The 25,600-nt window shown below is 71.8% G+C and carries 24 protein-coding genes; 4 read left to right on the top strand and 20 right to left on the bottom strand.

Annotated elements, in window-relative coordinates:
• Positions 1-703 precede the first annotated feature (703 nt).
• The 10 genes from wag31 to QRX50_RS25580 form a co-directional block, all read right to left on the bottom strand.
• Positions 704-1,552: a DivIVA-like cell division protein Wag31 gene (gene wag31, locus QRX50_RS25625; protein ID WP_285965724.1), complete on the bottom strand. Its 849-nt coding sequence runs from the start codon at positions 1,550-1,552 to the stop codon at positions 704-706.
• Between the two features lie 52 nt (positions 1,553-1,604).
• Positions 1,605-1,880, bottom strand: a complete 276-nt coding sequence (locus tag QRX50_RS25620) for a YggT family protein (protein ID WP_091616814.1) — start codon at positions 1,878-1,880, stop codon at positions 1,605-1,607.
• 126 nt (positions 1,881-2,006) lie between these two features.
• A complete protein-coding gene (locus QRX50_RS25615) occupies positions 2,007-2,603 on the bottom strand; it encodes a cell division protein SepF (RefSeq protein WP_285965723.1) in 597 nt (198 codons plus the stop codon).
• Positions 2,604-2,683: 80 nt separating this feature from the next.
• Positions 2,684-3,418 (bottom strand): YggS family pyridoxal phosphate-dependent enzyme, encoded by a 735-nt coding sequence (locus QRX50_RS25610; RefSeq protein ID WP_285965722.1) that lies wholly within the window; start codon positions 3,416-3,418, stop codon positions 2,684-2,686.
• Positions 3,419-3,467: 49 nt separating this feature from the next.
• Complete coding sequence (gene pgeF / locus QRX50_RS25605) at positions 3,468-4,175, bottom strand: peptidoglycan editing factor PgeF (protein WP_285965721.1); 708 nt, start codon at positions 4,173-4,175, stop codon at positions 3,468-3,470.
• Positions 4,176-4,263: 88 nt separating this feature from the next.
• The gene (gene ftsZ / locus QRX50_RS25600) at positions 4,264-5,565 is read right to left on the bottom strand and encodes a cell division protein FtsZ (protein WP_285965720.1); all 1,302 of its coding nucleotides are present in this window, start codon (positions 5,563-5,565) and stop codon (positions 4,264-4,266) included.
• 318 nt (positions 5,566-5,883) lie between these two features.
• Positions 5,884-6,648 (bottom strand): anti-sigma factor, encoded by a 765-nt coding sequence (locus QRX50_RS25595; RefSeq protein WP_285965719.1) that lies wholly within the window; start codon positions 6,646-6,648, stop codon positions 5,884-5,886.
• Positions 6,645-7,250 (bottom strand): ECF RNA polymerase sigma factor SigK, encoded by a 606-nt coding sequence (sigK, locus tag QRX50_RS25590; protein ID WP_285965718.1) that lies wholly within the window; start codon positions 7,248-7,250, stop codon positions 6,645-6,647. Before sigK ends, QRX50_RS25595 begins: the two co-directional genes overlap by 4 nt.
• On the bottom strand, positions 7,243-7,977 hold the full coding sequence (locus tag QRX50_RS25585; RefSeq protein WP_285974559.1) for a DUF1365 domain-containing protein: 735 nt from the start codon (positions 7,975-7,977) through the stop codon (positions 7,243-7,245). The genes sigK and QRX50_RS25585 overlap by 8 nt, the downstream gene beginning before the upstream one ends.
• Positions 7,971-9,254, bottom strand: coding sequence for an NAD(P)/FAD-dependent oxidoreductase (locus QRX50_RS25580; protein WP_285965717.1), 1,284 nt, complete (start codon positions 9,252-9,254; stop codon positions 7,971-7,973). Before QRX50_RS25580 ends, QRX50_RS25585 begins: the two co-directional genes overlap by 7 nt.
• A 94-nt stretch (positions 9,255-9,348) precedes the next feature.
• On the opposite strand from QRX50_RS25580, the gene QRX50_RS25575 reads away from it, so the two are divergent.
• Both QRX50_RS25575 and QRX50_RS25570 read left to right on the top strand, forming a co-directional pair.
• On the top strand, positions 9,349-10,626 hold the full coding sequence (locus tag QRX50_RS25575) for an SAM-dependent methyltransferase (protein ID WP_285965716.1): 1,278 nt from the start codon (positions 9,349-9,351) through the stop codon (positions 10,624-10,626).
• Positions 10,626-11,411: a DUF1295 domain-containing protein gene (locus tag QRX50_RS25570; RefSeq protein ID WP_285974558.1), complete on the top strand. Its 786-nt coding sequence runs from the start codon at positions 10,626-10,628 to the stop codon at positions 11,409-11,411. The genes QRX50_RS25575 and QRX50_RS25570 overlap by 1 nt, the downstream gene beginning before the upstream one ends.
• On the opposite strand, the gene QRX50_RS25565 is transcribed toward QRX50_RS25570, so the two are convergent.
• The gene (locus QRX50_RS25565; protein WP_285965715.1) at positions 11,398-11,907 is read right to left on the bottom strand and encodes a DinB family protein; all 510 of its coding nucleotides are present in this window, start codon (positions 11,905-11,907) and stop codon (positions 11,398-11,400) included. The two genes, QRX50_RS25570 and QRX50_RS25565, sit on opposite strands and share 14 nt — an antisense overlap.
• A gap of 135 nt (positions 11,908-12,042) precedes the next feature.
• Between QRX50_RS25565 and QRX50_RS25560 the strand changes: the two genes are divergently transcribed.
• Both QRX50_RS25560 and QRX50_RS25555 read left to right on the top strand, forming a co-directional pair.
• A complete protein-coding gene (locus tag QRX50_RS25560) occupies positions 12,043-12,477 on the top strand; it encodes an OsmC family peroxiredoxin (protein WP_285965714.1) in 435 nt (144 codons plus the stop codon).
• Positions 12,478-12,738: 261 nt separating this feature from the next.
• On the top strand, positions 12,739-13,947 hold the full coding sequence (locus QRX50_RS25555; RefSeq protein ID WP_285965713.1) for an MFS transporter: 1,209 nt from the start codon (positions 12,739-12,741) through the stop codon (positions 13,945-13,947).
• 20 nt (positions 13,948-13,967) lie between these two features.
• Here the strand turns inward: QRX50_RS25555 and QRX50_RS25550 are convergent, their stop codons facing one another.
• The 9 genes from QRX50_RS25550 to QRX50_RS25510 form a co-directional block, all read right to left on the bottom strand.
• Entirely contained in the window at positions 13,968-14,801 is an 834-nt protein-coding gene (locus QRX50_RS25550; RefSeq protein WP_285965712.1) for an NAD(P)H-binding protein, read from the bottom strand.
• Between the two features lie 104 nt (positions 14,802-14,905).
• On the bottom strand, positions 14,906-15,775 hold the full coding sequence (locus tag QRX50_RS25545) for a cell division protein FtsQ/DivIB (RefSeq protein ID WP_285965711.1): 870 nt from the start codon (positions 15,773-15,775) through the stop codon (positions 14,906-14,908).
• Entirely contained in the window at positions 15,772-17,121 is a 1,350-nt protein-coding gene (gene murC, locus QRX50_RS25540; protein WP_434533363.1) for a UDP-N-acetylmuramate--L-alanine ligase, read from the bottom strand. Before murC ends, QRX50_RS25545 begins: the two co-directional genes overlap by 4 nt.
• Before the next feature lie 52 nt (positions 17,122-17,173).
• Positions 17,174-18,298: an undecaprenyldiphospho-muramoylpentapeptide beta-N-acetylglucosaminyltransferase gene (gene murG, locus QRX50_RS25535; protein ID WP_285965709.1), complete on the bottom strand. Its 1,125-nt coding sequence runs from the start codon at positions 18,296-18,298 to the stop codon at positions 17,174-17,176.
• Positions 18,295-19,800 (bottom strand): putative lipid II flippase FtsW, encoded by a 1,506-nt coding sequence (gene ftsW, locus QRX50_RS25530; protein ID WP_285965708.1) that lies wholly within the window; start codon positions 19,798-19,800, stop codon positions 18,295-18,297. The genes murG and ftsW overlap by 4 nt, the downstream gene beginning before the upstream one ends.
• Positions 19,787-21,190, bottom strand: coding sequence for a UDP-N-acetylmuramoyl-L-alanine--D-glutamate ligase (gene murD / locus QRX50_RS25525; protein ID WP_434533362.1), 1,404 nt, complete (start codon positions 21,188-21,190; stop codon positions 19,787-19,789). Before murD ends, ftsW begins: the two co-directional genes overlap by 14 nt.
• A gap of 21 nt (positions 21,191-21,211) precedes the next feature.
• Entirely contained in the window at positions 21,212-22,294 is a 1,083-nt protein-coding gene (gene mraY / locus QRX50_RS25520) for a phospho-N-acetylmuramoyl-pentapeptide-transferase (RefSeq protein ID WP_285965706.1), read from the bottom strand.
• Positions 22,291-23,862, bottom strand: a complete 1,572-nt coding sequence (locus QRX50_RS25515) for a UDP-N-acetylmuramoyl-tripeptide--D-alanyl-D-alanine ligase (protein ID WP_285965705.1) — start codon at positions 23,860-23,862, stop codon at positions 22,291-22,293. Before QRX50_RS25515 ends, mraY begins: the two co-directional genes overlap by 4 nt.
• The gene (locus tag QRX50_RS25510; protein ID WP_285974557.1) at positions 23,859-25,418 is read right to left on the bottom strand and encodes a UDP-N-acetylmuramoyl-L-alanyl-D-glutamate--2,6-diaminopimelate ligase; all 1,560 of its coding nucleotides are present in this window, start codon (positions 25,416-25,418) and stop codon (positions 23,859-23,861) included. Before QRX50_RS25510 ends, QRX50_RS25515 begins: the two co-directional genes overlap by 4 nt.
• Between the last annotated feature and the right edge of the window lie 182 nt (positions 25,419-25,600).

Below are 25,600 nucleotides of genomic sequence, written 5' to 3'. Positions count from 1 at the left end.
CGCGAAACCCGGATCCCGGGTCACGACCCGCCCACGCCGGGTACCGCACCGGCTGCATTCCGTGGCCACCTCGCCGCCACACCCGCCCGCAAGATGCACCCCACCCCAGCGACGACCAGCCACCCGCCCTCCGGCCACCCAGTCGCCGAGCGGTTGATCATGTGCGCCGAACCGCACAAACCACCAATCGACCCCGCCACCGGACTCATCGGGCGGGCCCGCTCGCGGCGGCGGGAGAACGGCGAGCCGGCCCGTGAGGCTCAGGTCACGGAAAGTCGATTCGGCCCCCGGGCGCGTCGCGTACCGACCGGAGCCGCCCGAGCCGGCAGGGGCACACCCCGGTCTCGCAGAGCGCAAGCGGTCCAGCGCACTCCGTACGCACCACCCGGAACGACCACCGGGAAATCGCCAGGCCACCCGGAAAAAAACTCGTGATCAAGGTCAGCCCGAACGGGCAGTTTCCCGACCCGAAAAGCCCACCCCGGAATTTCGCGCCCGCAACATTCCGTGCGCATTCCATCACCGAATGCGCAGGGACATTCCGGGCCGCCGAAATCGACGATCACGAATTGCCACGACCCGACTACCGAAAATGCGGAAACCGCAGGACGACCGGGCCGTCGATGCGCATGACGAAGCCCCGCCTGGTCCCGGAAAGCGGGACCAGGCGGGGCGTCAGCCAACGTCAGACGAGAGAGGAACCTCAGCCGGCTTCGGCGCGGGGGCCGAAGGAGTAGCCCTGGCCGCTGTTGGAGCCGGAGGACTGGCCCGAGTTCGACGACGCCGAGGCCGGGGCCGCGGAGCCTCGATCGTCGAGTTCGCGCAGCTGGGACTCGAGGAAGCCGCGCAGGCGAGTGCGGTACTCGCGCTCGATGGTGCGCAGCTCTTCGATCTTCTTGCCCAGCGAACCCTTCTCGGCGTTCAGGTTGTTCATCGTCTCGGTGTACTTGCGCTGCGACTCGCGTTCCATGGTGGTCGCCTTGTCGCGCGCCTGGCGCTCGAGCGTCTCGGCGCGCGTGCGCGCGTCGTTCAGCATGGTCTCGGCGCGGGTGCGCGCCTCGTTGACCATCGAGTCGGACTTCGCCCTGGCGTCGGAAAGCAGCTGCTCGGACTTGGTCCGCGCCTCCGCCAGCATGCCGTCGGACTCGGTCTTCGCCTCGGCGGTGAGCCGGTCGGCCATCTCCTGGGCGAGGCCGAGGACCTTGGCGGCCTGAACGTTCGGCTCACCACTGTCACCGACCATCGAGTGCGCCTGCGTCTGCTCCATCGCCGAGGCCGGCGGCGGCACGGGCGCCAGGCGGCGGGACGGCTCGTCCCGCACTGGCGGAGGACCGCTCACCTTCGCGTTCTCGAGCTCGCCGCGGGTCGATTCCAGCTCGTTGTCGAGCTGTTCGACCTGCTGACGCAGCTCGTTGTTGTCCTCGATCAACCGGGCAAGCTCGGTCTCCACCAAGTCGAGGAACGCGTCCACCTCGTCCTCGTTGTAGCCCCTCTTGCCGATGGGCGGCTTGCTGAACGCGACGTTATGCACGTCAGCGGGGGTCAACGACATCAGATCACCTCACGCACTCCATGGCCTGCAGGGTCCACCCAAGTTTCCCCGATCACCTGGGAGTTGCCAGTTGCATCGCAAAGAACACAACCAACAGCAGCACCATAATCGATAAGTCCAGTCCCATCCCGCCGATCCGAACCATCGGGATCATTCGCCTGAACAGACGAACCGGCGGGTCGGTCACTGTGTAGATGGTCTCGAGCGTGACCGCAACCCCTCCGGCGGGACGCCACTCTCGTGCGAAGGTCCGCACGAGCTCGATCACGATACGCGCCGTCAACAGAAGCCAGAAGGCGAACAGCACGTACCAGACCACCAGCCACACAGCATTCACTCGGCCACTCTAGCGGGGGACGCCGGGAGAAGTCGCCGCCAGCGGCCCCGGCGTGGCGCCGAGTCGACAAAATCACGTCTGGCTGCGCCCAGCGGTCCGCCGGGCTTCAGCCCCGCGTCAGCCGCGAAGGAAAAGCCCGCCCTCGGCGATCCGCCGGCGGTCCTCCGCGGTCACGTCGACATCCGGCGGTGAGAGAAGGAACACCTTGTTGGTGACCTTGTCCATCGACCCCCGGAGCGCGAACGCGAGCCCCGCGGCGAAGTCGACGAGCCGCTTGGCGTCCGCGTTCTCCATCTCCGTGAGGTTGATGATCACGGGGATGCCCTCGCGGTAGTGCTCGCCGATCGCGCGCGCCTCGACGTAGCTCGTCGGGTGCAGCGTGGTGATGCGGCTCAACGGATCGCGGACGGGCGCGCGCACGGGCTCGGTGACCGGCCGCAGCCGGGCGACGGGCTCGGGCTGGCGGTCCACGGCGAGCGCGCCGTGTGTGGTCGGTTCCGCAGCGGTGACCGACCGTGAGCGGGCCCGCGGAGCGGGCTCGTCGTACGTGTCATCGGCCTCGCGGTACCGTGTGCGCGATCGCGCCGGCGGTTCGTCGTAGGAGTCGTACTCGTCGTCGTAGTCACGCCGGTATTCCTCGTCCTCGACGTCGTAGCCGTCCTCGTCCGCGGGCACCATCCCGAAGTAGGCCTTCAGCTTCTGCAGCGCGCTCATGCCTCTCCCTAGCCCTAACCGCTCCCGCACCGTGCTACCCCACCCGACCGATCACGAAACGTGACGGCCACGCGGACTCCCTACGGCGAGGCTAAACCGCGCCCACCGAGCAGTGCGGTTCCGACACGCACACACGTCGAGCCGTGCGTGATCGCCTGTTCGAGATCATGGCTCATCCCGGCGGAGACTTCTGCGGCATTCGGGTGATCTTTGCGAAGTCGCTCCGACACCTGGGCAAGCAGGGCAAAGGCCCTGCCCGGATCCTCTTCCCGGGGTGCGACGGCCATCACGCCACGCAACCTGAGCTCACCCACGTGGGTGATGTGATCGGCCAGCGCGCCGAGGTCGGACAGGGGTGTGCCACCCCGCGCCGGGTCACCGTCGAGGCTCACCTGGATCAGCACGTCGAGCGGCTCGGACCGCTCCCCCGCCTCCCGCGCGCTGCCGGCCGCACGGCCCAGCGCGTCGGCCAGTCGCGCCGAGTCGACCGACTGGACTTCCGCCGCCCAGCGCACGACCGAACGCGCCTTGTTGCGCTGGAGGCTGCCGACCATGTGCCACCGTGGGGCGGCGTCCGGACGCAGCTCCCCGACCTCCGCGGCCTTCGGACCCGCCTCCTGGTCTCGGTTCTCGGCCAGGTTCCGCAGCCCCAGATCCACGAGGAGCGCCGCGTCGGCTGCCGGGAAGGTCTTGGTCACCCCCAGCAACCGCACCTCGTCACGCGCGCGTCCCGCGGCCGCGCACGCCGCGGCGATCCGGTCCTCGATCCCGGCGAGCGAGGCCGCTAGTTCGGCGCGCCGCTCGGCACTCGTCACGCCGCCCCCCGGGTCTCGCGGGACACCGGCACGCCAGCGAGACGGGTGCTCATGCCGCCTCCAGCCACGTGATCCCGGCGATCCGGCCGGTGGTCCCGTCGCGGCGGTAGCTGAAGAGCGTCTTGTCCTCCGCCGTGCACCGCGGATCCACGCCGATGCGCCCGACGCCGAGCCCGGCCAGTTGCTGCCAGAGCCCGGCACGCAGGTCGAGGCCCGGCGTGCCCTGGCGGGTCTTGCAAGCGCTGCCGGGCACGTGCTTCTCGACGTCGGCCGCCATGTCGGCGGGCACCTCGTAACACGCGCCGCAGATCGCGGGGCCGAGCAGCGCCTCGATACGGGCCGGTTCGGCGCCGAGGCTGCGCATGGCGGCCACCGCCGCCGGAACCACCCCGATGCGCGCGCCGACGCGTCCGGCGTGCACCGCCGCGACCACGCCCGCCTCGGGGTCGGCCAGCAGCAGCGGCACGCAGTCGGCGACGAGGACCACCAGCGCCACGCCCGGCTTGTCCGTCACCAGCGCATCGGTGGCCTCCGCCGCCCGGGTCTCGGTGCCGTCCACCACGGTCGCCGTGCGGCCGTGCACCTGCTCCATCCACGCCAGCCGCTCCTGCGCCAGGCCGAGCTCGGAAGCCAGCCGCTCGCGGTTCGCGAACACGTTGCCCTCTTCGTCGCCGACGTGGTCGCCGAGGTTGAAGCTGTCGTACGGCGGCCGGGAAGCCCCGCCCGCCCTGGTCGTCACGACTCGTCGTACTCGCACCGGGTCCATCCTTCCAAAACGCGCCGGGACACGCCGAAGGCCACCTCGACCGCGGGGTCGGGGTGGCCTTCGAAGCGAAACGAATTTCCTAGCGGCGCATGAACGGCGGCACGTCGACCTCGTCGTCCGACGGGTCGTCGTGCACCGTGGCCGGACGGCTCGGCAGGCTGCCCGACGTCGGCCCGGAGCCGATCGGCGAGTAGCCGCGCGAGCCGCCGCCCGGCTGGGGCAGGCCGCCCGGCGGGGTGCCGGGCTGCGGCAGCGGCGGCTGCGTGCGCGGCGGTGCCACCGGGTAGCCGGAGCTGCTCGCCGGCGGCACCGGCGTGGCCCCGCCCGACGGTGCGGGCGGCTGTGAGCCGCCCACGTGCCCGGCCGCGGCCGACGCCGTGGTGCCGCCCGAACGCGAGCCGAACGCCGGCGGGTCGAGCTTCTTGTGCGTGGGCGCGCCGGCGTCGAAGCCGGCCGCGATCACCGTGACGCGGACCTCGTCGCCGAGGGAGTCGTCGATGATCGTGCCGAAGATGATGTTGGCGTCGGGGTGCGCCGACTCCTGCACCAGCGACGCGGCCTCGTTGATCTCGAACAGGCCCAGGTCGGAGCCGCCCGCGATCGACAGCAGCGCGCCGTGGGCGCCGTCCATCGACGCCTCGAGCAGCGGCGAGTTGATCGCCTTCTCCGCCGCCTGGATGGCGCGGCCCTCACCGCGTGCGGACCCTATTCCCATGAGCGCGGACCCCGCGCCGGACATCACGCTCTTCACGTCGGCGAAGTCGAGGTTGATCAGACCGGGCGTGGTGATCAGGTCGGTGATGCCCTGGACACCGGACAGCAGCACCTCGTCGGCCGACCGGAACGCGTCCATGAGGGACACGCCGATGTCGCCGAGCTGCAGCAGCCGATCGTTCGGGATCACGATCAGCGTGTCGCACTCGTTGCGCAGCGACTGGATGCCGTCCTCGGCCTGCTTGCCGCGGCGCTTGCCCTCGAAGGTGAACGGGCGGGTCACCACGCCGATGGTCAGCGCGCCCAGCTTGCGGGCGATCTGCGCGACGACCGGCGCGCCACCGGTGCCGGTGCCACCGCCCTCGCCGGCGGTCACGAACACCATGTCGGCGCCCTTGATGACCTCTTCGATCTCCTCGCGGTGGTCCTCGGCGGCCTTCTGCCCCACTTCGGGGGCGGCGCCGGCACCGAGACCGCGGGTCAGTTCGCGGCCGATGTCGAGCTTGACATCGGCATCGGACATGAGCAGTGCCTGCGCGTCGGTGTTCACCGCGATGAACTCGACGCCCTTGAGGCCGACCTCGATCATCCGGTTCACGGCGTTCACGCCGCCGCCGCCGATGCCGACGACCTTGATCACCGCAAGGTAGTTGTGCGGGGGCGTCATCGTGGCCGCCTTCCTGATCGTGATGTGCTCGTGCTGCCCACCGGGGCCGCAACCCTGACCCTCAAGCCGAGAATGAGAGTTATGTCAACCACCGGCGTTAGAGCAGGACGGTAGGCACCGGGCAGGCTCTAATCCAGTAGCCACGCCGTGTGCGGCAAAGGTGTTTTGCCACAACGCGAACGAGGGCGCAAGGCCGGGAACCCGATCTCCCCGTGATCCACCCGTCTGCTATGGCGCCGCGGAAACACGGGAGCGGCGGTACCGGTGGGAAACCGGTACCGCCGCTCCCGGCGGGGTCAGCGCAGCGTCAGCCCGAGATCAGGCCGGCATCGACATCACGAGAACCACGTCGTCGGAAGGCTTTCCGGTCGGCGAGCCACCGGCCTGCTCCACGCTGATCGCGAACTGGTCCGCGCCGGCCAGCCCGTCGGCCACCACCAGCGAACCCGCGGGTCCGCCCGGCAGCAGCCCGGCCGGGCGCGGCGCGAGGTTCGGGCCCATCAGCCACGCCTGGTAGACGTGCCCGGCGGGATACGGCGGCAGGTCCGATTCCATGAACATCATGCGGTCGAGCCGCTTCGACACGACCACCGTGCCCCCGCCTCCGCCGGGCGCGGTGCCGTGGACCGCCTGCGCGTCCGGCGCGGACAGGATCTCCGCGACCGGCTGGTAGCGCACGCGCGCCTGGTCCAGCTGCGACTGCGCGGCGTCGAGGCGCCCCTGTGTGGTCGCGGCGAGCCCGCCGAACACCCCGGCGAGCGCGAGGCCGACCACCGCGGCCGCCGTGGCCAGGATCAGCGGCCAGCGACGCCGGCCGCGCGAGCGCTCCCCCGGCTCCGGCCCGGTCAACGGCGGCAGCTGCGGCGTCGAGCGCATCTCGGCGAGCACGCGCTGCTTCAGCGACGCAGGCGGCTCCTCGGCCATCGCCGCGCCGAGCCGGCCCGCGGTCGCCCGCAGCTCGCGGACCTCCTGCGCGCAGGCCTCGCACTGCTCGAGGTGCCGGCGGAACTGGGCGCGCTCGGTGTCCGACAGGGCGTCGAGCGCATACGCACCGGTCAACGTGTGCATCTCCGGCGAGTTCACGCGGTCACCCCCAGGCAGTCGCGCAGCCGGATCAGCCCGTCACGCACCCTCGTCTTGATCGTCCCCTGCGGAGTCGCCAGCACGTCGGCGACCTCGCGGTAGGTGTAGCCCTGGTAGTAGGCCAGGAGCACCGACTCGCGCTGCAGCTCCGTGAGCGACTCGAGACAGCGGCGTACCTGCGAGCGCTCCAGCCGGGCGGTGACCGATTCGGCCACCTCGTCGAACGGCCGGCCGCGCGCGGCCTCGAACGTCGCCTTCTGTTCGCGTTCGGTGCCGGCCCGGGCGGACCGCACGCGGTCCACGGCGCGGCGATGCGCCAGCGTCATCGCCCAGTTGAGCGCGCTGCCCTTCTCGGGCGAGTAGCGCGTGGCGATCTTCCAGAGCTCGACGAGCACCTCCTGCGTCACCTCCTCCGACTGCGCCGAGTCGCGCACGATCCGCCGCACGAGACCGAAGACCGGTCCCGCCAGCCGGTCGTAGAGCAGCTCGAACGCGCGCTCGTCGCCCTTGGCGACCTGGGCCATGAGGTCCTCGGCGGTGGGCGCCTGCTCGGCGCCCGCCGGCACGGCCGCGACCGGGCGCGGGCGGGCGGTCTCATCCATGGAGCGCTCCTGACGAGTCCTGCGGGGTCCGGCCGGCGACCGGGGCCTTGCGCAGCCACAGCGCGACGCCGTGGCGGCGGATCAGTGCGGCCACGCGCTGCGGCTGCAGGGGCCGGCCGAGCACGAGCCGCGCGAGCGAACGCGCGCCGGCCGGCCTCCGGACTCCTCGCAGCGTAGCGAGCAATGGTGTCTTCGCGCCTTGGTACAACGCGACCGTTAGGTCGAGCAGCGCGTCGGGCCGCGGCAGGCGCATGCGGTACTCCCCCGCCATCTCCTGGAACGGCGACACGTAGAACTCCTTCTCCGCGCGGGACTCGCCCGCCGCGTCAGGACGCAGCAGGTACGCGTGCCGCCCGCCGTAGGTGTTGTGGACCTCGGCGACGACGCACTCGAGCGCGCCGTCGGGGGTGTGGCACCAGTAGACGGTGATCGGGTTGAACACGTACCCCAGCACGCGCGCCGACGCGAGCATCGTCACCGGCCCGCCGCGCAGGTCCACTCCGCGGTGCGCGAGCCAGCGGTCCAGTTTGGACCGGATGTCGCCCGCCGCGCCGGGCTCGAAGTGGTCGCGGCCGTCGAAGGACGCGAACGGCCGCAGCCACCACGGCAGCCGCGGCGGCGAGTCGAGGTCGGTCAGCCACAGGTAGAGCTTGTGCACGAACGCGTGCGGCGGGTCGGCGCGGCGCACGTGGCCGACCGTGGCGTCGTACAGCGCGGCGGTCACCAGCCCACCCCGAAGCTCTCGGCCGCGCGGACGCCCGACGAGCAGCCGTCCTCGTGGAACCCCCAGCCGTGGTAGGCGCCGGCATACGCGACCACCCCGTCGTTCAACGCCGCGAGCTTCCGTTGCGCGGCAACCGACTCCGGCGTGTACACGGGATGTTCGTACGTCATCTTCGCGACGACCGACGAAGCGCCGGGCTCGTCCCGCGGGTTGAGTGTGACGACGTAGCCGGTGGGTTCGTCCAGGCGCATCAGACGGTTCATGTCGTAGCTCACCTGCACGGCGTCGCTGCCTGCGCCGCACACGGGCGTGCGGTAGTTCCAGCCGGAGCGCGCGGCCTCGGCGTTCGGCAGCACGCTCGTGTCGGTGTGCAGCCAGGCGTCGTTGCGGGAGTAGCGGAACGCCCCGAGCACCTCGCGCTCCGCGGGCGTCGGGTCGGCCAGCAGCCGCAGCGCCTGGTCGGCGTGGGTGGCGACCACGACGCGGTCGACGCGGTGGCGGGTGTCGGCGTCGTCGCGGATCTCGATGCCCCGCGCGGTCCGCCGCACCGAGCGCACCGGCGTGGACAGGTGCACGGCGGTGAGCTGCTTCGCGGCCAGCTCCACGTATTCGCGCGAGCCGCCCTCGACCGTCCGCCAGGTCGGCGAGTTCTTCACCGTGAGCATCCCGTGGTTGCGCAGGAACTCGAACAGGTAACGCGCCGGGTACTTCAGCGTGTCGGTGCGGTCGGCCGACCAGACGGTGGACACGAGCGGCAGCACGAAGTGGTCCACGAAATAGCGCGAGTACCCGCCGATCGCGAGGAACGCGCCGAGCCCCACGTCGCCGGCGTCCTCGCGCTGCAGCAGCCGCGCCGCGTGCCGGTGGAAGCGCTTGACCTCGGTGAGCAAACGCAGGTAGCGGCGGTTGGTGACGTTGCGCCGCTGCGCGAACAGGCCGCGCCCGCCCTTCGCACCGGCGTACTCGAGGCCGCAGCCGTCGCAGCGGATGCTCATCGACATCTCGGTCTCGCGGGTGCGCACGCCGAGCTCGCCGAACAGGCGCAGCAGCGTCGGGTACGTGCGTTCGTTGTGGACGATGAAGCCGGAGTCCACGCCGATCGTGCCGCCGTGGGCGCTGGGCACGTCGTGGGTGTGGGCGTGCCCGCCGAGCCGGGGGTCGGCTTCGAACAGCAGCACCTCGTGGCGGCGCTGCAGCAGGTAGGCGGCGGTGAGGCCGGCGACCCCGCTGCCGATGACAGCGATGCGGTGTCCTGTGGGGTGTCCCGTGGTCTGGTGCACGGCGGGGATTCGGGACCGGTGCCGTAGTGGATTGGTGGCAGCCGGATCGAAAATCGGGACCCATCCGCGCCGCCGAGGGCTCCGAACCCCGGGTATGCCGAACAGCATCGCGAACCGCCTGGCCACCTTCGTCGAACGCCTCCTCGGCGCGCCGCTGCCGGTCGCCGTCCGCGCGTGGGACGGCGAGCGGGTGGGCCCCGAGGGTCCGACCGTCGTCCTGAAGAACCGCCGCGCGCTGCGCCGGCTGCTCTACGCACCGGGCGAGCTGGGCCTGGCGCGCGCGTACGTGTCGGGCGACCTCGACGTGGAGGGAGACCTCACCGAGGGGTTCCGGCGGATCTGGGCGCTGACCCGCGCGGGCGAGCTGAGGAGGGTGCAGCTCGCCCCGCGGGACTGGGCCGGCGCGGCCGGGCTCGCCGCGCGCCTGGGTGTGCTGGGCCTGCCGCCGAAACCGCCGGCGGAGGAGGCGAGGCTGACCGGCGTGCTGCACAGCCTGCGGCGCGACCGGTCGGCCATCGCCCACCACTACGACCTGTCCAACGCCTTCTACCAGCTGCTGCTCGACGACTCGATGGCCTACTCGTCGGGCTACTGGACCTCGGACGAGCCCGGTTACGGCCTCGCGCAGGCACAGCACGACAAGCTGGAGCTGATCTGCCGCAAGCTCGGCCTGCGCCCCGGCATGCGCCTGCTCGACGTCGGCTGCGGCTGGGGTTCGCTGCTGGTGCACGCGGCCAAGCACCACGGCGTGCACGCGGTCGGCGTGACGCTGTCGGCCGAGCAGGTGCAGCACGTGCGGGGACGTCTGAAGCAGCACGACCTCGAAGACCGCGTCGAGGTGCGACAGCAGGACTACCGGGAGCTGACGGACGCGCCGTTCGACGCCGTCGCGTCCGTCGAGATGGGCGAGCACGTCGGCGAAGAGAACTATCCGACGTACGCGAATACGCTGTTCCGCATGCTCAACCCGGCCGGGCGGCTCGTGCTGCAGCAGATGTCGCGCGGGCGCGCCGGGGACACAGCGCCCGGCGGCGGCGCGTTCATCGAGCGCTACATCGCGCCGGACATGACGATGCGGCCGCTGAGCCGCACGCTCGGGCACCTCGAGACGGCCGGGTTCGAGATCCGCGACGTGCACGCGCTGCGCGAGCACTACGTGACGACCGTGCGCGAGTGGGCCGAGACCCTGGAGTTCCACTGGGCCGAGGCCGTCGCGCTGGTCGGCGAGGCCGAGGCCCGCGTGTGGCGGCTCTACCTGGTGGGCGGCGCGCTGGCGTTCGAGGAGAACCGCATGGGCGTGGACCAGGTCCTGGCCGTGCGGCCCCTGGACACCGGCGGCTCCGGGATGCCGGCCACGCGGGAGTGGGCGTGATCGGCCTCGGTCCGCTCGTCGCGATCACCGCCGGCGTGGTGCTGGTGGCGGTGACCGCCACGTTCGGGATCGCCCGCCTGCGCGGCCGATACGACACCATCGACACGTTCTGGGGGCTCGGTTTCGCCCTCGTCGCCGTGGTCGCGTTCCCCTTGGGCAGCGGACCGCTCGTGTTGCGGCTGGTGACGGCCGCGCTCACGGTCGGATGGGGCGTGCGGCTCGCGGTCCACCTGCACCTGCGCAACCGCGGCGGTCCCGAAGACCCGCGCTACCAGCGCATGGTCGAACGCGCCGGGGACAACCCGGGGGCGCGGATGTTCGTCCGCGTGTTTCTCGCGCAGGCCGCGATCCTGTGGTTCGTCTCGCTGCCGGTGCAGTTCGCGATGTACGGCACCGGCCTCGGCGTGCTCGGGTGGATCGGCGTGGCGGTGTGGGTGCTCGGCTTCACCTTCGAGTCCGTCGGCGACGCCCAGCTGAGCCGGTTCCGCGCGGACCCCGGCAACCGCGGCAAGGTGCTCGACACCGGGCTGTGGCACTACACGCGGCACCCGAACTACTTCGGCGACGCCTGCGTGTGGTGGGGCCTGTACCTGCTGGCGTGCTCGACGTGGCCCGGCGCGGCGACGATCCTCTCGCCGATCGCGATGACGTTCACTCTTGCCCGCGGCACCGGGAAACCGATGCTGGAGAAGGGCTTGGCGCGCACGCGGCCGGGCTACGCGACGTATGTGGAGCGCACCAGCGGGTTCTTCCCGTTGCCGCCGAAGAAGCTCACTCGCCGGTGAGGCCGTCGGTCATCTCGCGCAGCAGGTCGAGGTGGCCGAGGTGGCGGGCGGTCTCCTCGATCATGTGCGTCACGACCCAGCGCACGTTGACCCGCCGGTCTCCCTTGTACGGCGCGGTGTCGGTGAACTCGCGCGCCGCCACGACCTCGCGGCAGCGCGCGATCTCGGCTTCGTAGCCGGCCACGAGCTGCTCGATCGGGGTTGTCAGCGCCGCGCGGAACTCGGCGTCGCGGTCGAGCTCCAGGGCCGCTTCCCACTCGTCGGGCTGACCGTCGAGCACCACGCGGAACCAGTAGTTCTCCACCAGCGTGAGGTGCCCGAGCAGGCCGGCGATGGTGGTCAGCTCGCTGGGCAGGTGGCGGCGGCAGGCCTGCTCGTCGGTGAGCCCGCCGGTTTTCCAGACGACGCTCGCGCGCAGGAAGTCGAGAAAGCCGGTGAGCTGGGTGCGCTCGTCGGCGTCCATGGGCGGGTCGGGGCGTTGCGGTGGTGTGGTCACGAGGTGCAGCCTTCCGCACCGGGCAATCTTTTTCGCCAGATAGGTTGTGCACAATCTTGTTGCGCACTACTGTTCACGACAGACGAACCACAGCGATCCCCCACCCCGGGCGGATCCGATACCGAGGAGGCAGTTGTGCCCAGCCGCGACGCGACGACCCACTGGACCGGCGGACTGCAGAAGGGCAAGGGCGAGGTCACGCTCGACTCGTCCAACGCCGGCACGTTCGACGTGTCGTTCCCCACCCGCTCGGGCAACCCCGACGGCCAGACCAGCCCCGAAGAGCTCATCGCCGCCGCGCACTCCTCGTGCCTCGCGATGAACCTGTCGGGCGTGCTGGAGTCCCAGAAGCTCGAGGCGGAGTCCATCGACGTCTCCGCCGAGGTCACGCTCGGCCCGGCCCAGGGCGGCGGCTTCGAGATCAGCGGCATCGCCATCACCCTGCGCGCGAAGCTCGACGGCGTGACGCCGGAGCAGTTCGCGGAGCTGGCCGAGACCGCCGAGAAGACCTGCCCGGTCACCAAGGCCCTCGCCGGCACCACGATCACGATGGACGCGGCGCTCGCCTGATTCACCAGGCGGTGAAGCCCCCTCCGGCTGGAGGGGGCTTCACCGCACTGTCCGATCCGCGAGGGTCTGCCGGCCTGCTTGACGCCAGTGCACAGGACAACTGTCCACAGTGGCCGGAGCGGGCTCCGGGTAACCCGGACACGCCGGGCGGAAACCGGCGGCGCGCAAGTGGTTCCGGGTCGCGTAGATCACCCCGGGGCGCCCGTTACCGGCTGTTAGACTCGGGAACCGGTTGTTCCGGTTGTCGAGAACGAGGTGCCCGTGGCCCAGCCCGAAGCCGAGACCGCGTCGCCCACGGCGCCCCAGCAGGCGCCACCCTCGTGGCTCGTCCTGCTGCTCGCCGTCTCTTGTGGACTGACGGTCGCGAACCTCTACTACGCGCAGCCGTTGCTCAACGAGCTGCGGACCACGTTCGGTGTGGGCGAGGCCGCAGCCGGCGGGGTGGTCACCGCCACCCAGATCGGTTACGCGGCGGGCATGCTGCTGATCGTCCCGCTGGGCGACCGCGTGGAGAACCGCAGCCTGGTGTCGCTGCTGCTGGCCATCGCGTGCGCCGGACTCGTGGCCACCGGCCTCGCGCCGCAGTTCTCCGTGCTGCTGATCGCGTCGCTCATCGCCGGCTCGACGTCGGTCGTGGTGCAGATCCTGATCCCGCTCACGGCCGACCTCACGCCCGACGCCGTGCGCGGGCGCATCGTCGGGCGCGTGATGAGCGGGCTGCTGTTCGGCATCCTGCTCTCCCGCGTCGCCGCGAGCCTGCTGGCCGAGGTCACGACTTGGCGGGTCGTGTTCCTCATCTCGGCCGGGCTGATGGCGATCCTCGCCGTGGCTTTGCGCTTCAGCCTGCCGCGGCGCGCGCCGAAGACGTCCGTCCACTATGGAGAGCTGCTGCGCTCGACGCTGCGGCTCGCCCGCGACCACCCGGCACTGCGCCGCCGCGCCCTGTACCAGGCCGCGCTCTACTCGGTGTTCAGCGCCTTCTGGACCACGATCGCGTTCGTGCTCACCTCCGCGCCGTTCCACTACTCGCAGCTGGGCGTCGGGCTGTTCGCACTCGTCGGCGCGGCCGGGGCCGCGATCGCGCCGCTGGCCGGGCGCTGGGCGGACCACGGTCACGGCCGGGTGGCCACCGGCGCGTCCTTCCTGCTGTGCGCGGTGGCGTTCGGCGTCGGCGGGTTCGGCGCGCACAGCGTGATCCTGCTCGCCGTGGCGGCGATCGCCCTCGACATGGCCGTGCAGACCACGATGGTGTCGGGCCAGCACGTGATCTACCAGCTCGACCCGAACGCCCGTGCCCGCGTGAACAGCATCTACCTGGCCACGTTCTTCGTGGGCGGGGCGATCGGGTCGGAGATCGGCTCGGTCCTCTACCACCTGGGCGGCTGGACGGCCGTGTCGATCTTCGGCGCCGTCATCCCACTGATCGCGCTGGCCTGGTGGACAACAGAACGGCGCTCTGCTGATAACTGAGGCCGACAACTGACCCGCGCTCAGGAGAACACACCGGTGTGGCGAGCAGCCCACTCGGAGTAGGTCACCCCGCGGTGGCCCAGCAGGTCCTCAACGACGCCGGTCGCCACCTCCGGCCGCGCCACCGCGGCGGCGAACCCGTCGAGCAGCCAGTCGGCGATCTCCCCCGGGATCCCCAGCTCGACCCACTCGGCGTGCTGCTGCTCCCGGGTCAGCTCCACGAACGGCACGTCGCGGCCCAGCGCCGCGGCGATTTTCCCGGCCATTTCCCGCAACGTGAGCGCCTCCGGTCCACTGAGGACATACGTCCGCCCGTCGTGGCCCTCGGTGGTGAGCACGTGCGCCGCGACGGCCGCGATGTCGGTCAGGTCGATCGGCGTCTGCGTCGCTTCCGCATACGCGGCGCGGATTTCCCCGTGCGTGTGCACGGAATGCGCCCAGCCGAGCGAGTTCGCCATGAACACCCCCGGCCGCAGGAACGTCCGGGCGAACCCGGCCTTCGTCACGGCGGCCTCCACCGCCGCGAACTCAGGCCCGCTCGACCCGGCCTGCTCGTCCCCGACGCTGCTGCCCGACAGCGCGACCACCCGCCGCACGCCCGCCTCGGCGGCGAGCTCGCAGAACCGCGTGACCGTGCGCGCCATCGGCGCGAGGTACACGTCCTCGACGCCCTCAAGGGCCTGCGGCAGCGTCGACGGTCGCGCGAGCGACCCCACGACCACCTCGGCCCCGGCCGGCAGCGCTGCCTGCGCCGGGTCCTTCGTCAACGCGCGCACCGCCGCGCCGCGGGCCAGGAGTTCGTCGACCACGAGCCGCCCGACGTTTCCGGTGGCACCCGTCACCAGGATCGGCATGACTTCCCCACCTCTTCTCATCTGCCACAAAGTCTCTCGTATGCCGTACGGAATAAAACAGCGTACAGCATACGGAGAAGATGGTGCCAGTGGAAAAGACGAGGTCAGGACGTAATGGTCGGCAGCTCGGGCGCGGAGACGTCGTAGACCTTGCCCTTCTGCGTGAGCAGGGCGGCCAGGACCTTCGCCTTGCGGTCGGTCTTGCCGGCGTCACCCCAGCGGACGGTCTTGCCGTCGGTGAGGGTGAACTGGACGCTGGCCGGGGTCTGCGCCGTGGCGGTGGTGACCTGCTTGAGCAGCGCCTGCGGAATCACGCCGAGCACCGCGGTGACGGCACGCGTCACCGGGTCGTCGGCCGACACCTTGGGCAGCTTGAGCTCGGGCAGCCCCGCCGGGCGCGTCTTCACGGTCTTGAACACGACCCCGCCGCCGTCGACGAGGTGCACCCCGTCGCCGCCCGGGCCGCTGTCGAAAAACGCGATGGCCGTGCGCTCGGTCACCGAGATCTCCACGGTGCTCGGCCACGAGCGCGACACGTCGACGGTCGCGACACCCGGCATCTCCGCCACGCGGTCGCGAATCCCGTCGACGTCGACGAGCAGCATCGGCTTGTCGACCGGCACGGCGGCGACGGCCCGGATCTGCTCCGCCGACACCGTTTTCGCGCCCTGCACCGCCACGTCCTTCACCCCGAGCATCGAGCTGAAGAACAGCAGATATCCCAGGCCCACGAGCGTGACGACCACGAGCAGCGCGACCCAGCGGCGGCGGATCTCCTTCTTCCGCGTCGGACGCGCGCGCAGGCTCTCCGCGCGAGTCGCCCGGCCCGAACGCGGCGCCGAAGAGCGGCTCGAGCGGGTGCGGCGGCGCTCCTCTTCCGAGCGCCGCCCCCGCCGGGCGCGGGCCAGGGCAGCGCGATCCCGCTCGTCCTCTTCGGACGAGGGCGGGTTGCGGCGCTCCCTGGTCGACGTCATGCGCCCGCGATCCTCCGGTCGAGCTCGGCCAGGATCTCCGGGCCCAGCTGGGTCACGTCACCCGCGCCCATGGTCACCACGAGGTCACCCGGCTTCACGAGGTCGGCCACGAGCTTCGCCGCGAGGTCGAACGCGGGCTGGTAATGCACCGGGCTCGTCACGCCGTCGGCGATCAGCGCGCCCGTCACACCCGGCACCGGCTCCTCGCGAGCGCCGTACACGTCGAGCACCACGACCTCGTCGGCGAGCGACAGCGCTTCGGCGAACTCCGCCGCGAACGTCTGCGTGCGCGAGTACAGGTGCGGCTGGAACACCACGAGCACCCGGCCGAGCCCGGCCGCCGTGCGCACGGCCTTGAGCTGAGCGGCCACCTCCGTCGGGTGGTGGGCGTAGTCGTCGTACACGCGGACGTCGCCGGAGCGGCCCTTGAACTCGAAGCGGCGGCGCACCCCGCCGAACGCGGCGAGCCCCTCGGCCAGGCCGGCCACGGGCGCGCCCAGCTCGAGCCCGGCCAGCAGGGCGGCGACCGCGTTGAGCGCCATGTGCTCGCCCGGCACGGCCACACGCAGGTCGAGCTCTTCGCCGTCGAGCGCCAGGCGCACCTGGCCGCCGTCCGGGGCGGGCTTGTAGTCGAGCACGCGCACGTCACCCTCGCCGGTGGCGGTGCGGCCGTAGCGGCGCACCCGCACGCCTTCGGCGGCGGCCTCGTCGCCCAGCACCGCGGCGCCCGGGTCGTCGGCGCACACCACGAGCAGGCCACCCGGCTGCAGGCGCCCGACGAACTCCGTGAACACCTTCACGTAGGCCTCGGCCGTGCCGTGGTGGTCCAGGTGGTCGGGCTCGACGTTGGTCACCACGGCGACCGACGGCGAGTACGTGAGGAACGAGCCGTCGCTCTCGTCGGCTTCCGCGATGAAGACCCCGCCCTCGCCGTGGTGCGCGTTGGCACCCGACTCGTTGAGGTCGCCGCCGATCGCGAACGACGGGTCGAGCCGGCAGTGCTGCAGAGCCACGGTGAGCATCGACGTGGTCGAGGTCTTGCCGTGCGTGCCGGCGATGCAGGCCACGCGGTGGCCCTCCATCAGCCCGGCGAGCGCCTGCGCGCGGTGCAGCACGGGGATGTTCCGCGCGCGAGCCGCGGCCAGCTCGGGGTTCGACTCCTTGATCGCCGTGGACACCACGACGGCCGACGGGGCTTCGGCGAGCGCGTCGAGGTTCTCCGCGCGCTGGCCCACGAACAGCTCGGCGCCCTGGGCGCGCAGCGACAGCAGCGCGCGCGACTCCTTGGCGTCCGAGCCGGACACGGCCGCCCCGCGGGCGAGCAGGATGCGCGCGATGCCGGACATGCCGGCCCCGCCGATGCCGATCAGGTGCGCGCGGCGCAGTTCTTCGGGCAGCTCAGGCACCTGCGGCCTCCAGCACGATCTTGGCGAGCGTCTCGTCGGCCTCGCGGTGTCCCAGGCCCACGGCGGCCACGCTCATCTTCGCGACGCGGGCGGCGTCGGTGACCAGCGGCACCACCAGCTCGGCCACCTTGGCCGGGGTGAGCTCCCCGTCGGCCACCAGGAAGGCGGCACCCGCGTCGACGGCGGGCTGGGCGTTCACGGCCTGCTCGCCGTTGCCGTGCGGCAGCGGCACGAACACCGCGGGCAGCCCGACGGCGGACACCTCGGCCGCGGTCATCGCGCCCGAGCGGCACAGCACCACGTCGGCGGCGGCGTAGGCGAGGTCCATGCGTTCTAGGTACGGCACCGGCACATACGCCGGCTTGCCCGGGAACTCCTGCACCACCAGGGTGTTCTTCGGGCCGTGGGCGTGGAGCACACCGACGCCGGCCTCGGCCAGCTCCTTCGCGGCACCGGACACGGCGCTGTTGATCGACTGCGCGCCCTGCGAGCCGCCGAACACCAGCAGCGTCGGGGCGTCCGGGTCGAGGTCGAAGAACTCGCGGGCTTCGGCGCGCAGCGCGGCGCGGTCCAGCGAGGTGATCGACCGGCGCAGCGGGATCCCGACGACCTCGGCCTTCGGCAGCGGCGTGCCCGGCACGGCCACGGCGACGCGCGCGGCGAAGCGGGCGCCCACCTTGTTGGCCAGGCCCGGCGACTTGTTGGCCTCGTGGACCACGATCGGCGTGCGGCCCCGCGCGGCGAGGTACGCGGGCAGCGCGACGTAGCCGCCGAAGCCCACCACGACGTCGGCGCCGACGCGCTCCAGCACGTCGCGGGTCCGGCGCACGGAGTCGCGGACCTTCAACGGGAGCCGCAGCAGCTCCGGGGTCGGCTTGCGCGGCATCGGCACCGGCGGGATCAGCTCAAGCGGGTAACCGCGAGCCGGCACGAGCTTGTTCTCCAGGCCGCGCGCCGTGCCCAGCGCGATCACCTTCGCGTCGGGGCGCAGCCGCATGACGGCGTCGGCCAGGGCGAGGGCGGGTTCGATGTGTCCTGCGGTGCCACCTCCGGCGACGACCACCACGGGCACCTTGCCCGAGGGGGATCGCTCGGCTCCCTTGACGGGGTTACTCACCAATGACCTCTCCGGTTCGCGGTACCCCTGGCACCGCGGTTCGCTGTTGTCCGCGCCGCGTTCGTCCGTGCGGCAGTGCTGCGCCGCGTCGGCTGGCGGACCGACCTGCGGCGCTCCTGCGCCGGTGCGGGCCGGGCCGCGCGTGGCGCCGGCCGGGCCGCCTTGGCACCCGAACCGGTCCCCCGCCCGGCCAGTCCCTTGCGGGTGGTCGTGGGCGGGCGGTACGGGTCGGGCGCGGGCAGCCTCAGCAGGCGTCCGAATTTACCCGGGCCCTGCGAACGCAGTGCGGCCACCGCCTCCGGTTCGTGCCGGGCGGCGTTGGCGAGCACGCCCATGATGAGCATCGTGATGAGCAGCGAGGTGCCGCCGTAGGAGATCAACGGCAGCGTGACCCCGGTGACGGGCAGCAGGCCGACGACGTAGCCGATGTTGATGGCGGCCTGCGCGACCAGGAACATCGTGAGCGTGCCCGCGACGATCCGGATCCACGGATCGATGTTGCGCGTCGCGATCCGCAGCCCGACCACCGCGACCAGCGAGTACAGGGCGAGCACCACGGCGCAGCCCACAAATCCGAGTTCTTCACCGACGAGGGCGAAGATGAAGTCGTTCTGCACGTTGGGCAGGTAGCCCCAGTTGGACGCACCCTGGCCGAGGCCCTTGCCGAACAGGCCGCCGTCGGCGAGTGCGAGCTTCGCCTGGTTGGCCTGGTAGCCGGCGGAACTGAGGTCGGTGTCCGGCGAGAGGAACGACAGCACGCGGTCGAGCCGGTACGGCGCGATGATCGCCAGCGCCAGCACCCCGGCCAGGCCACCGGCCATGATCACGCCGAAGAGCCGCTTGGGCGCGCCCGCGAACCACAGCAGCGCCAGCAGCACCACGGCGAGCGTGACCGTGCCGCCGAGGTCGGGTTGCAGCATGACCAGGGCGAACATCACGAGGGCGACCGGCACGACGGGCACGAGCAGATGGCGCCACTGGTGGATCACGTTGTACTTGATCACCAGGATGTGCGCGCCCCAGAACGCCAGCGCGACCTTCGCGGCCTCCACCGGCTGGAACGTGAACACGCCGAGCTTGAACCAGCCCTGCGAGCCGTTCACGGTGGACCCCAGCGGCGTGAGCACCAGCATCAGCAGGCCGAGGCAGATCACCACCATGGTCGCCGACATCCGGCGGATGCGCTCGAGCTTGATCCGCAGGCCGATCCAGAACACCACGGTGCCGATCGCCACGAACATCAGCTGGCGGTAGAACAGCGAGTACACGCTGCTGCCCGTGGTCGGGTCGTAGGAGGTCACCGACGACGCGGACAGCACCATCACGATGCCGATCACGGTGAGCACCCCGGTGAGGGCGAGCACGAGGTGGAAAGACGCCAGCGGCCGCGAGAGCCACGCCGTGAGCGCGGTGCGGAAAGCCACGAACGCGCTTACCTTGCGCTCCCGCCGCTTCGGCCGGTCGGGCCGGTCCTGGGTCCGCTTCTCGTCAACTACCGTCATTCGCCGCCCCCGCCGCACCGCCCGCGAGGACACGCACCGCCGCGATGAACGCGTCGCCGCGCTCGCCGTAGTTGCGGAACATGTCCAACGAGGCGGCGGCGGGCGCGAGCAGCACCACGTCACCAGGGTGAGCCATTGCGCTGGCCGCATCCACCGCCGCAGTCATGGGTTCATGGTCACCCGGACGGAGGCGGTTCACCGGGACATCCGGCGCGTGTCGCGCAACAGCAGCTGCGATCACGGGTGAATCCACACCGAGTAGCACAACTCCGCGCAGCCGGCCAGCGATCGAGGCCACGAGTTCGTCGACCGCCGCGCCCTTGAGCTGTCCCCCCGCGATCCACACGATGCTCTCGTGGGCCCGCAGCGAGCCACTCGCGGCGTGCGGGTTGGTGGCCTTCGAGTCGTTCACGTAACGCACGCCGCCGATCTCGGCGACCTCCTGTGCGCGATGCGGCGCCGGCTGGTACTCGCGCAGCCCCTTGAGCACGGCCTCGGTCGACACGCCGTGGGCTCGCGCGAGGGCGGCAGCCGCCAGCGCGTTGGCGACGTTGTGCGGCCCGGGCGGTCGGACGTCGGCGATGGTCGCCAGCTCTTCCGCGCTCGTGGCGGGATCGGCGACGAAGGCGCGGTCCACCAACAGGTCCTCGACCAGCCCCAGTTCGCCGGCGTACGGCGTGTCCAGGCGGAACCCGACGCGGCGGGCGCCCTCGGGCGCGTGCTCCTCGGCGAGGCGGGTCGACCACTCGTCGTCGGTGTTGTGCACGACCACGCGCGAGCGTTCGTGGGCCCGGCCCTTCGCGGCGCCGTACTCCGCCATCGAGCCGTGCCAGTCGATGTGGTCCTCGGCGAGGTTGAGCACCACCGACGCGTCGGGCGCGAGCGTCGAGGACCAGTGCAGCTGGAAGCTGGAGAGCTCCACGGCGAGCACGGCGTGGCCGGCCCGCACGGCGTCGAGCACCGCGTAGCCGACGTTCCCGCAGGCCACAGCGTCGACGCCACCTGCGCGCAGCATCGACTCGAGCATGCCGACGGTGGTGGTCTTGCCGTTGGTGCCGGTGATCACCAGCCACGACGGCGGCCGCTCGCGCAGCTGCCCGATTCGCCAGGCCAGCTCGACGTCGCCGATCACCTCGATGCCCGCTGCGGCCGCGGCGGTCAGCAGCGGCGACGTGGGCCGCCAGCCCGGGCTCGTCACCACGAGCACGGTGCCCGGCGGCGGAACGCTGAGGCCCGGCACCAGCTCGGCGCCGAGGCCGGCCAGCTCTTCGAGCCGCTCGACGTTGCCGTCGGTGACCGTCACGTGGGCGCCCAGCTCCCGCAGGACCGGAACCACCGACTTCCCGGTGACGCCGGCGCCCGCCACGAGCACGTTCTTGCCTTCGAGCAGGAGCTCCCTGTCGATCAAGACCTAGCTCCCGACGCCGAGCTGTTCGCTGTAGAACAGCCCCAAGCCGAACATGCAGCAGATGGCCGAGAGCAGCCAGAACCGGATGATCACCGTGGTTTCCGCCCACCCGGCGAGCTCGAAGTGGTGGTGGAAGGGCGCCATCCGGAACAGCCTTCGCCGCGTGGTGCGGAAGACCGCGATCTGGGTGACCACCGAGATCATCTCGACCATGAACAGGCCGCCGATCACGATCGCCAGCAGCTCTGTGCGGGTGGTCATCGACAGGCCGGCGACCAGACCGCCGAGCGCCAGCGAACCGGTGTCACCCATGAAGATCTTGGCGGGCGCGGCGTTCCACCACAGGAACCCGACGCACGCGCCGGTCGCCGCGGCGGCGACCACCGCGAGGTCCAGCGGGTCGCGCACGTTGTAACACGCGGTCTGGGGACCGTCGGCGCACGAGAGGCGCGCCTGCCAGAAGGAGATGATCACGTAGGTGGCCAACACCATCGCGGCGGCGCCGCCGGCCAGACCGTCGAGGCCGTCGGTGAAGTTCACCGCGTTCGACCAGCCGGAGATGACCACGTAGCAGAAGATCACGAACACGATCCACGGGAACGTGATCAGCGCCAGGTCACGCACGTAGGAAAGGCTCTGCGACGCGGGCGTGAGGCCTTGTTCGTCGGCGAACTGCAGCGACAGCACCGCGAACAGGATCGTGACCACGAGCTGTCCGACCAGCTTCGCGGTCTTGTTCAGGCCGAGGTTGCGCTGCTTGCGGATCTTGATGAAGTCGTCGAGGAACCCCACGATGCCGAGTCCCACGGCCAGCATGAGCACCAGCAGGCCGGACGCCGAGGGCGCCGAGCTGTGGGAGTTGCCGAGCCAGCTGATCAGGTGTGCGACGAAGTAGCCGAAGACCATCGCGATGATGATCGCGACGCCACCCATCGTCGGAGTGCCGCGCTTCGACTTGTGGCCCTGGGGCCCTTCTTCGCGGATCTCCTGCCCGAAGCCCTGCCGGGAGAAGACCCGGATCAGGTAGGGCGTGAGCAGGATGGAGACCAGCAGACCCGCCGCGGCCGCGATCAGGATGTTGATCACGCGTGACCACCGTTCGAGCGTTCAGAGGACGGGGAGGGGGAAAGTGATGGGGCTTGTGCAGCGTCTTCGGAGGGGGCGAGCAAGGCCTCGGCCACGTGCCACAGGCCGGCGGCGTTGGAGGCCTTGACCAGCACCACGTCTCCGGGACGCAGCTGATCATGCAGCAGGGCCACGGCGGCGTCGCCATCGGGTACCAGCACCGACTCCTCGTTCCAGGAGCCCTCCTGCGAGGCCCCCTGGTGCATCGGCGCGGCCTCGTCGCCGACGACCACGAGCTTGTCGATGTTGAGGCGCACCACGAGGCGGCCGATGGAGTCGTGCTCGGTCACGGAGTCGGCGCCGAGCTCGCCCATCACGCCGAGCACGGCCCAGGCACGGCGGCCGGTCCGGCGCATCGACGCGAGGGCCTTCAGCGCGGCTCGCACTGATTCGGGGTTGGCGTTGTACGCGTCGTTGAGGACGGTGACGCCGTCGGCGCGCGTGGTCACGGCCATGCGGTGGGCCGAGCGGCGCTCGAGGGCGGACAGCCGCTGCGCGACCTCGGCCGGTGTCGCGCCGAGCTCCAGCGCGATCGCGGCGGCCGAGAGCGCGTTGCCGACGTGGTGCTCGCCGTGCAGCGGCAGCGTCACTGGCGCTTCGCCGTCGGGCGTGATGAGCCGGAACGACGCTCGGGCCTCGGCGTCGAGCGTGATGTCGGCGGCGCGGACCTGCGCGGACGCGGTCTCGCCGACGCCGACCACGCGCGCGCTCGTGCGGCTCGCCATGGCGGCCACCAGCGGGTCGTCGAGGTTCAGCACGGCGACGCCGCCCGCTTCGGCGCTCGGCAGCGCCTCCACGAGCTCGCCCTTGGCCTTCGCGATGGCTTCGCGCGAGCCGAACTCGCCGACGTGCGCGCTGCCGACGTTGAGCACGGCGCCGATGCGCGGCGGCGTGATCGCGGCCGCGTCGGCGATGTGTCCCATCCCGCGCGCGGACATCTCCAGCACCAGGTACTTCGTGTCGTGGTCGGCGCGCAGCGCGGTCCACGGGTGGCCGAGCTCGCTGTTGAACGACCCGGGCGGCGCGACCGTGGGGCCCATCGGCTCCAGCAGCTGCGCGATGACGTCCTTGGTCGAGGTCTTGCCCGACGAGCCGGTCAGCGCCACGACCGTGAGGCCTTCGGCGGCGAGCCGGCCGACGACGTGGCTGGCCAGCTTCGCGAGCGCGGCCAGCACGGCGGCGCCGGAACCGTCGGTGTCGCCCGCCAGCGCGACCGAACGCTCGTGGGCCTGGCCCTCGGGCAGCGGCGGCACCACGATCGCCGGGGCGTCGACCTCGCGGCCGGCGAGCACCGCGACGGCACCGGCCGCCACGGCCTTCGCGGCGAAGGTGTGCCCGTCCACGCGCTCGCCGGGCAGAGCGACGAAGAGGCCGCCGGGCCCGACCTTGCGCGTGTCGAACTCGACAGTGCCCGTGACAAGAGTTGCGCCCGTGACAAGAGTTCCGCCCGTGACGGTCAACGAGCCGTCGGCTCCGTGCAGCCGGCCGCCGACGACGTCGGCGATCTCGGCCAGGCTGAGCTCGATCACTCACTCACCTCGAGATGCTTGCGAATGGCGGCCTCGAGCTCGTCGCGGTCGGAGAACGGGTGCACGACACCCTGGACCTCCTGGCCGGTCTCGTGGCCCTTGCCGGCGATGAAGACGATGTCGCCCGCGCGGGCGAGCGACACGGCGTGGGTGATGGCCTCGCGGCGGTCGCCGATCTCCACGACCTCACCGCCGTGGGACGGCCCGACGCCCCGCGCGCCCTGGAGCATCGCGGCGCGGATCAGGGCGGGGTCTTCGGACCGCGGGTTGTCGTCGGTCACGATCAGCACGTCGCTGCGGCGCACAGCTTCCTCGCCCATCATCGGGCGCTTGGCCGTGTCGCGGTCGCCGCCGCAGCCGAGCACTGTGATGATCCGGCCGTCGGTGCGGGCGCGCAGCGCGTCTAGCCCCTGCGCGACGGCCGCGGGCTTGTGCGCGTAGTCGACGACGGCGGTGAAGTCCTGGCCCAGGTACACGCGCTCCATCCGGCCCGGCACCTCCACGGCGCCGAGGCCCGCGACGATGGCCGCCGGGTCCACGCCGGCGCTGCCCAGGATCGCGGCGGCGAGCACGGCGTTGGCCACGTTGAACGTGCCCGGCAGCGGGATCTTCGCGGCGACCGCCAGGCCGCCCGGCCCGTGCAGCGTGAAAGTCTGCTCCCCCGCCGCGGTGGGTTCGATGTCGGAGGCGCGCCACGCGGCGTCGACGCCCTGCTCGATCGACACCGTCACCGTCTGCGGCGTGAGCAGCGCCCGGCCCCACGCGCTGTCCACGACCACGACCTCGGTGGTCGAGCGGCCGTCGAACAGCAGCGACTTGGCGGCGAAGTACTCCTCCATGTCGCGGTGGAAGTCGAGGTGGTCCTGCGAGAGGTTCGTGAACGCGCCGACCGCGAAGCGCGTGCCGTTGACGCGGCCCAGCGAGAGCGCGTGGCTCGAGACCTCCATCGGCACGTGGGTCACGCCGCGCTCCAGCATCACCGCGAGCAGCGCCTGCAGGTCCGGCGCCTCCGGCGTGGTGAAGCCGCTGACCAGGCGCTCGCCCGCGATCCGCGTCTCGACCGTGCCGATCAGGCCCGTGGTGAGGCCCGCGGCGCGCAGCCCGGAGTCGACGAGGTAGGAGGTGGTGGTCTTGCCGGACGTGCCGGTGACCCCCAGCACGGACAGGTGCAGCGACGGCTCCCCGTAGATCCACGCGGCCATCTCGCCGAGCGCGGCCCGAGGGTCCGGGTGCACGAGGACCGGGATGCCGGCGTCGCGCAACGCGGGGCGCTCGGCGCCCTCGGCGTCGGTGAGCACCGCGGCCGCACCGGCCGCCACGGCCTGGTCGCTGAAGTCGGCGCCGTGGGCGCGTGCGCCGGGCAGGCCGGCGAACAGGTCGCCCGGCAGCACGTGCTGCGCACGCAGCGTGGTCCCGGTGACGGTGAGGTCGGCGGCCTCGGGGCTCTCGGCGATCAGCCGAGCGCCCGCGCGGGCGAGCAGAGTGGCCAGCGGGACCGGGTCGATCCGGGCCGGGCGGGGCGGTGCGGCGACCGCCTTCGCCGGGCTTTCCGGCAGCGACGACGCAGCCGGCCCGCTCTGGGGCTTGGACGAGGACACGGACACGCCCGAGAGGTTACCGAGAGCGCGATCGGGTGACCCAAGGCGGTACGGCGAACGCGCCGGCGCGCACCGCGTGTGCTATGCGGCGCGCGCAACGTCGTTGCGGGGCAAGCGTTTCCGCCTGCCGCCACCAGCCG

The sequence above is a fragment of the Amycolatopsis sp. 2-15 genome, assembly GCF_030285625.1.
Taxonomy (GTDB): Bacteria; Actinomycetota; Actinomycetes; order Mycobacteriales; family Pseudonocardiaceae; genus Amycolatopsis; species Amycolatopsis carbonis.
The sequence above is the reverse complement of the archived record's forward strand: the minus strand, read 5'-3'. Positions and strand labels throughout refer to the sequence as shown.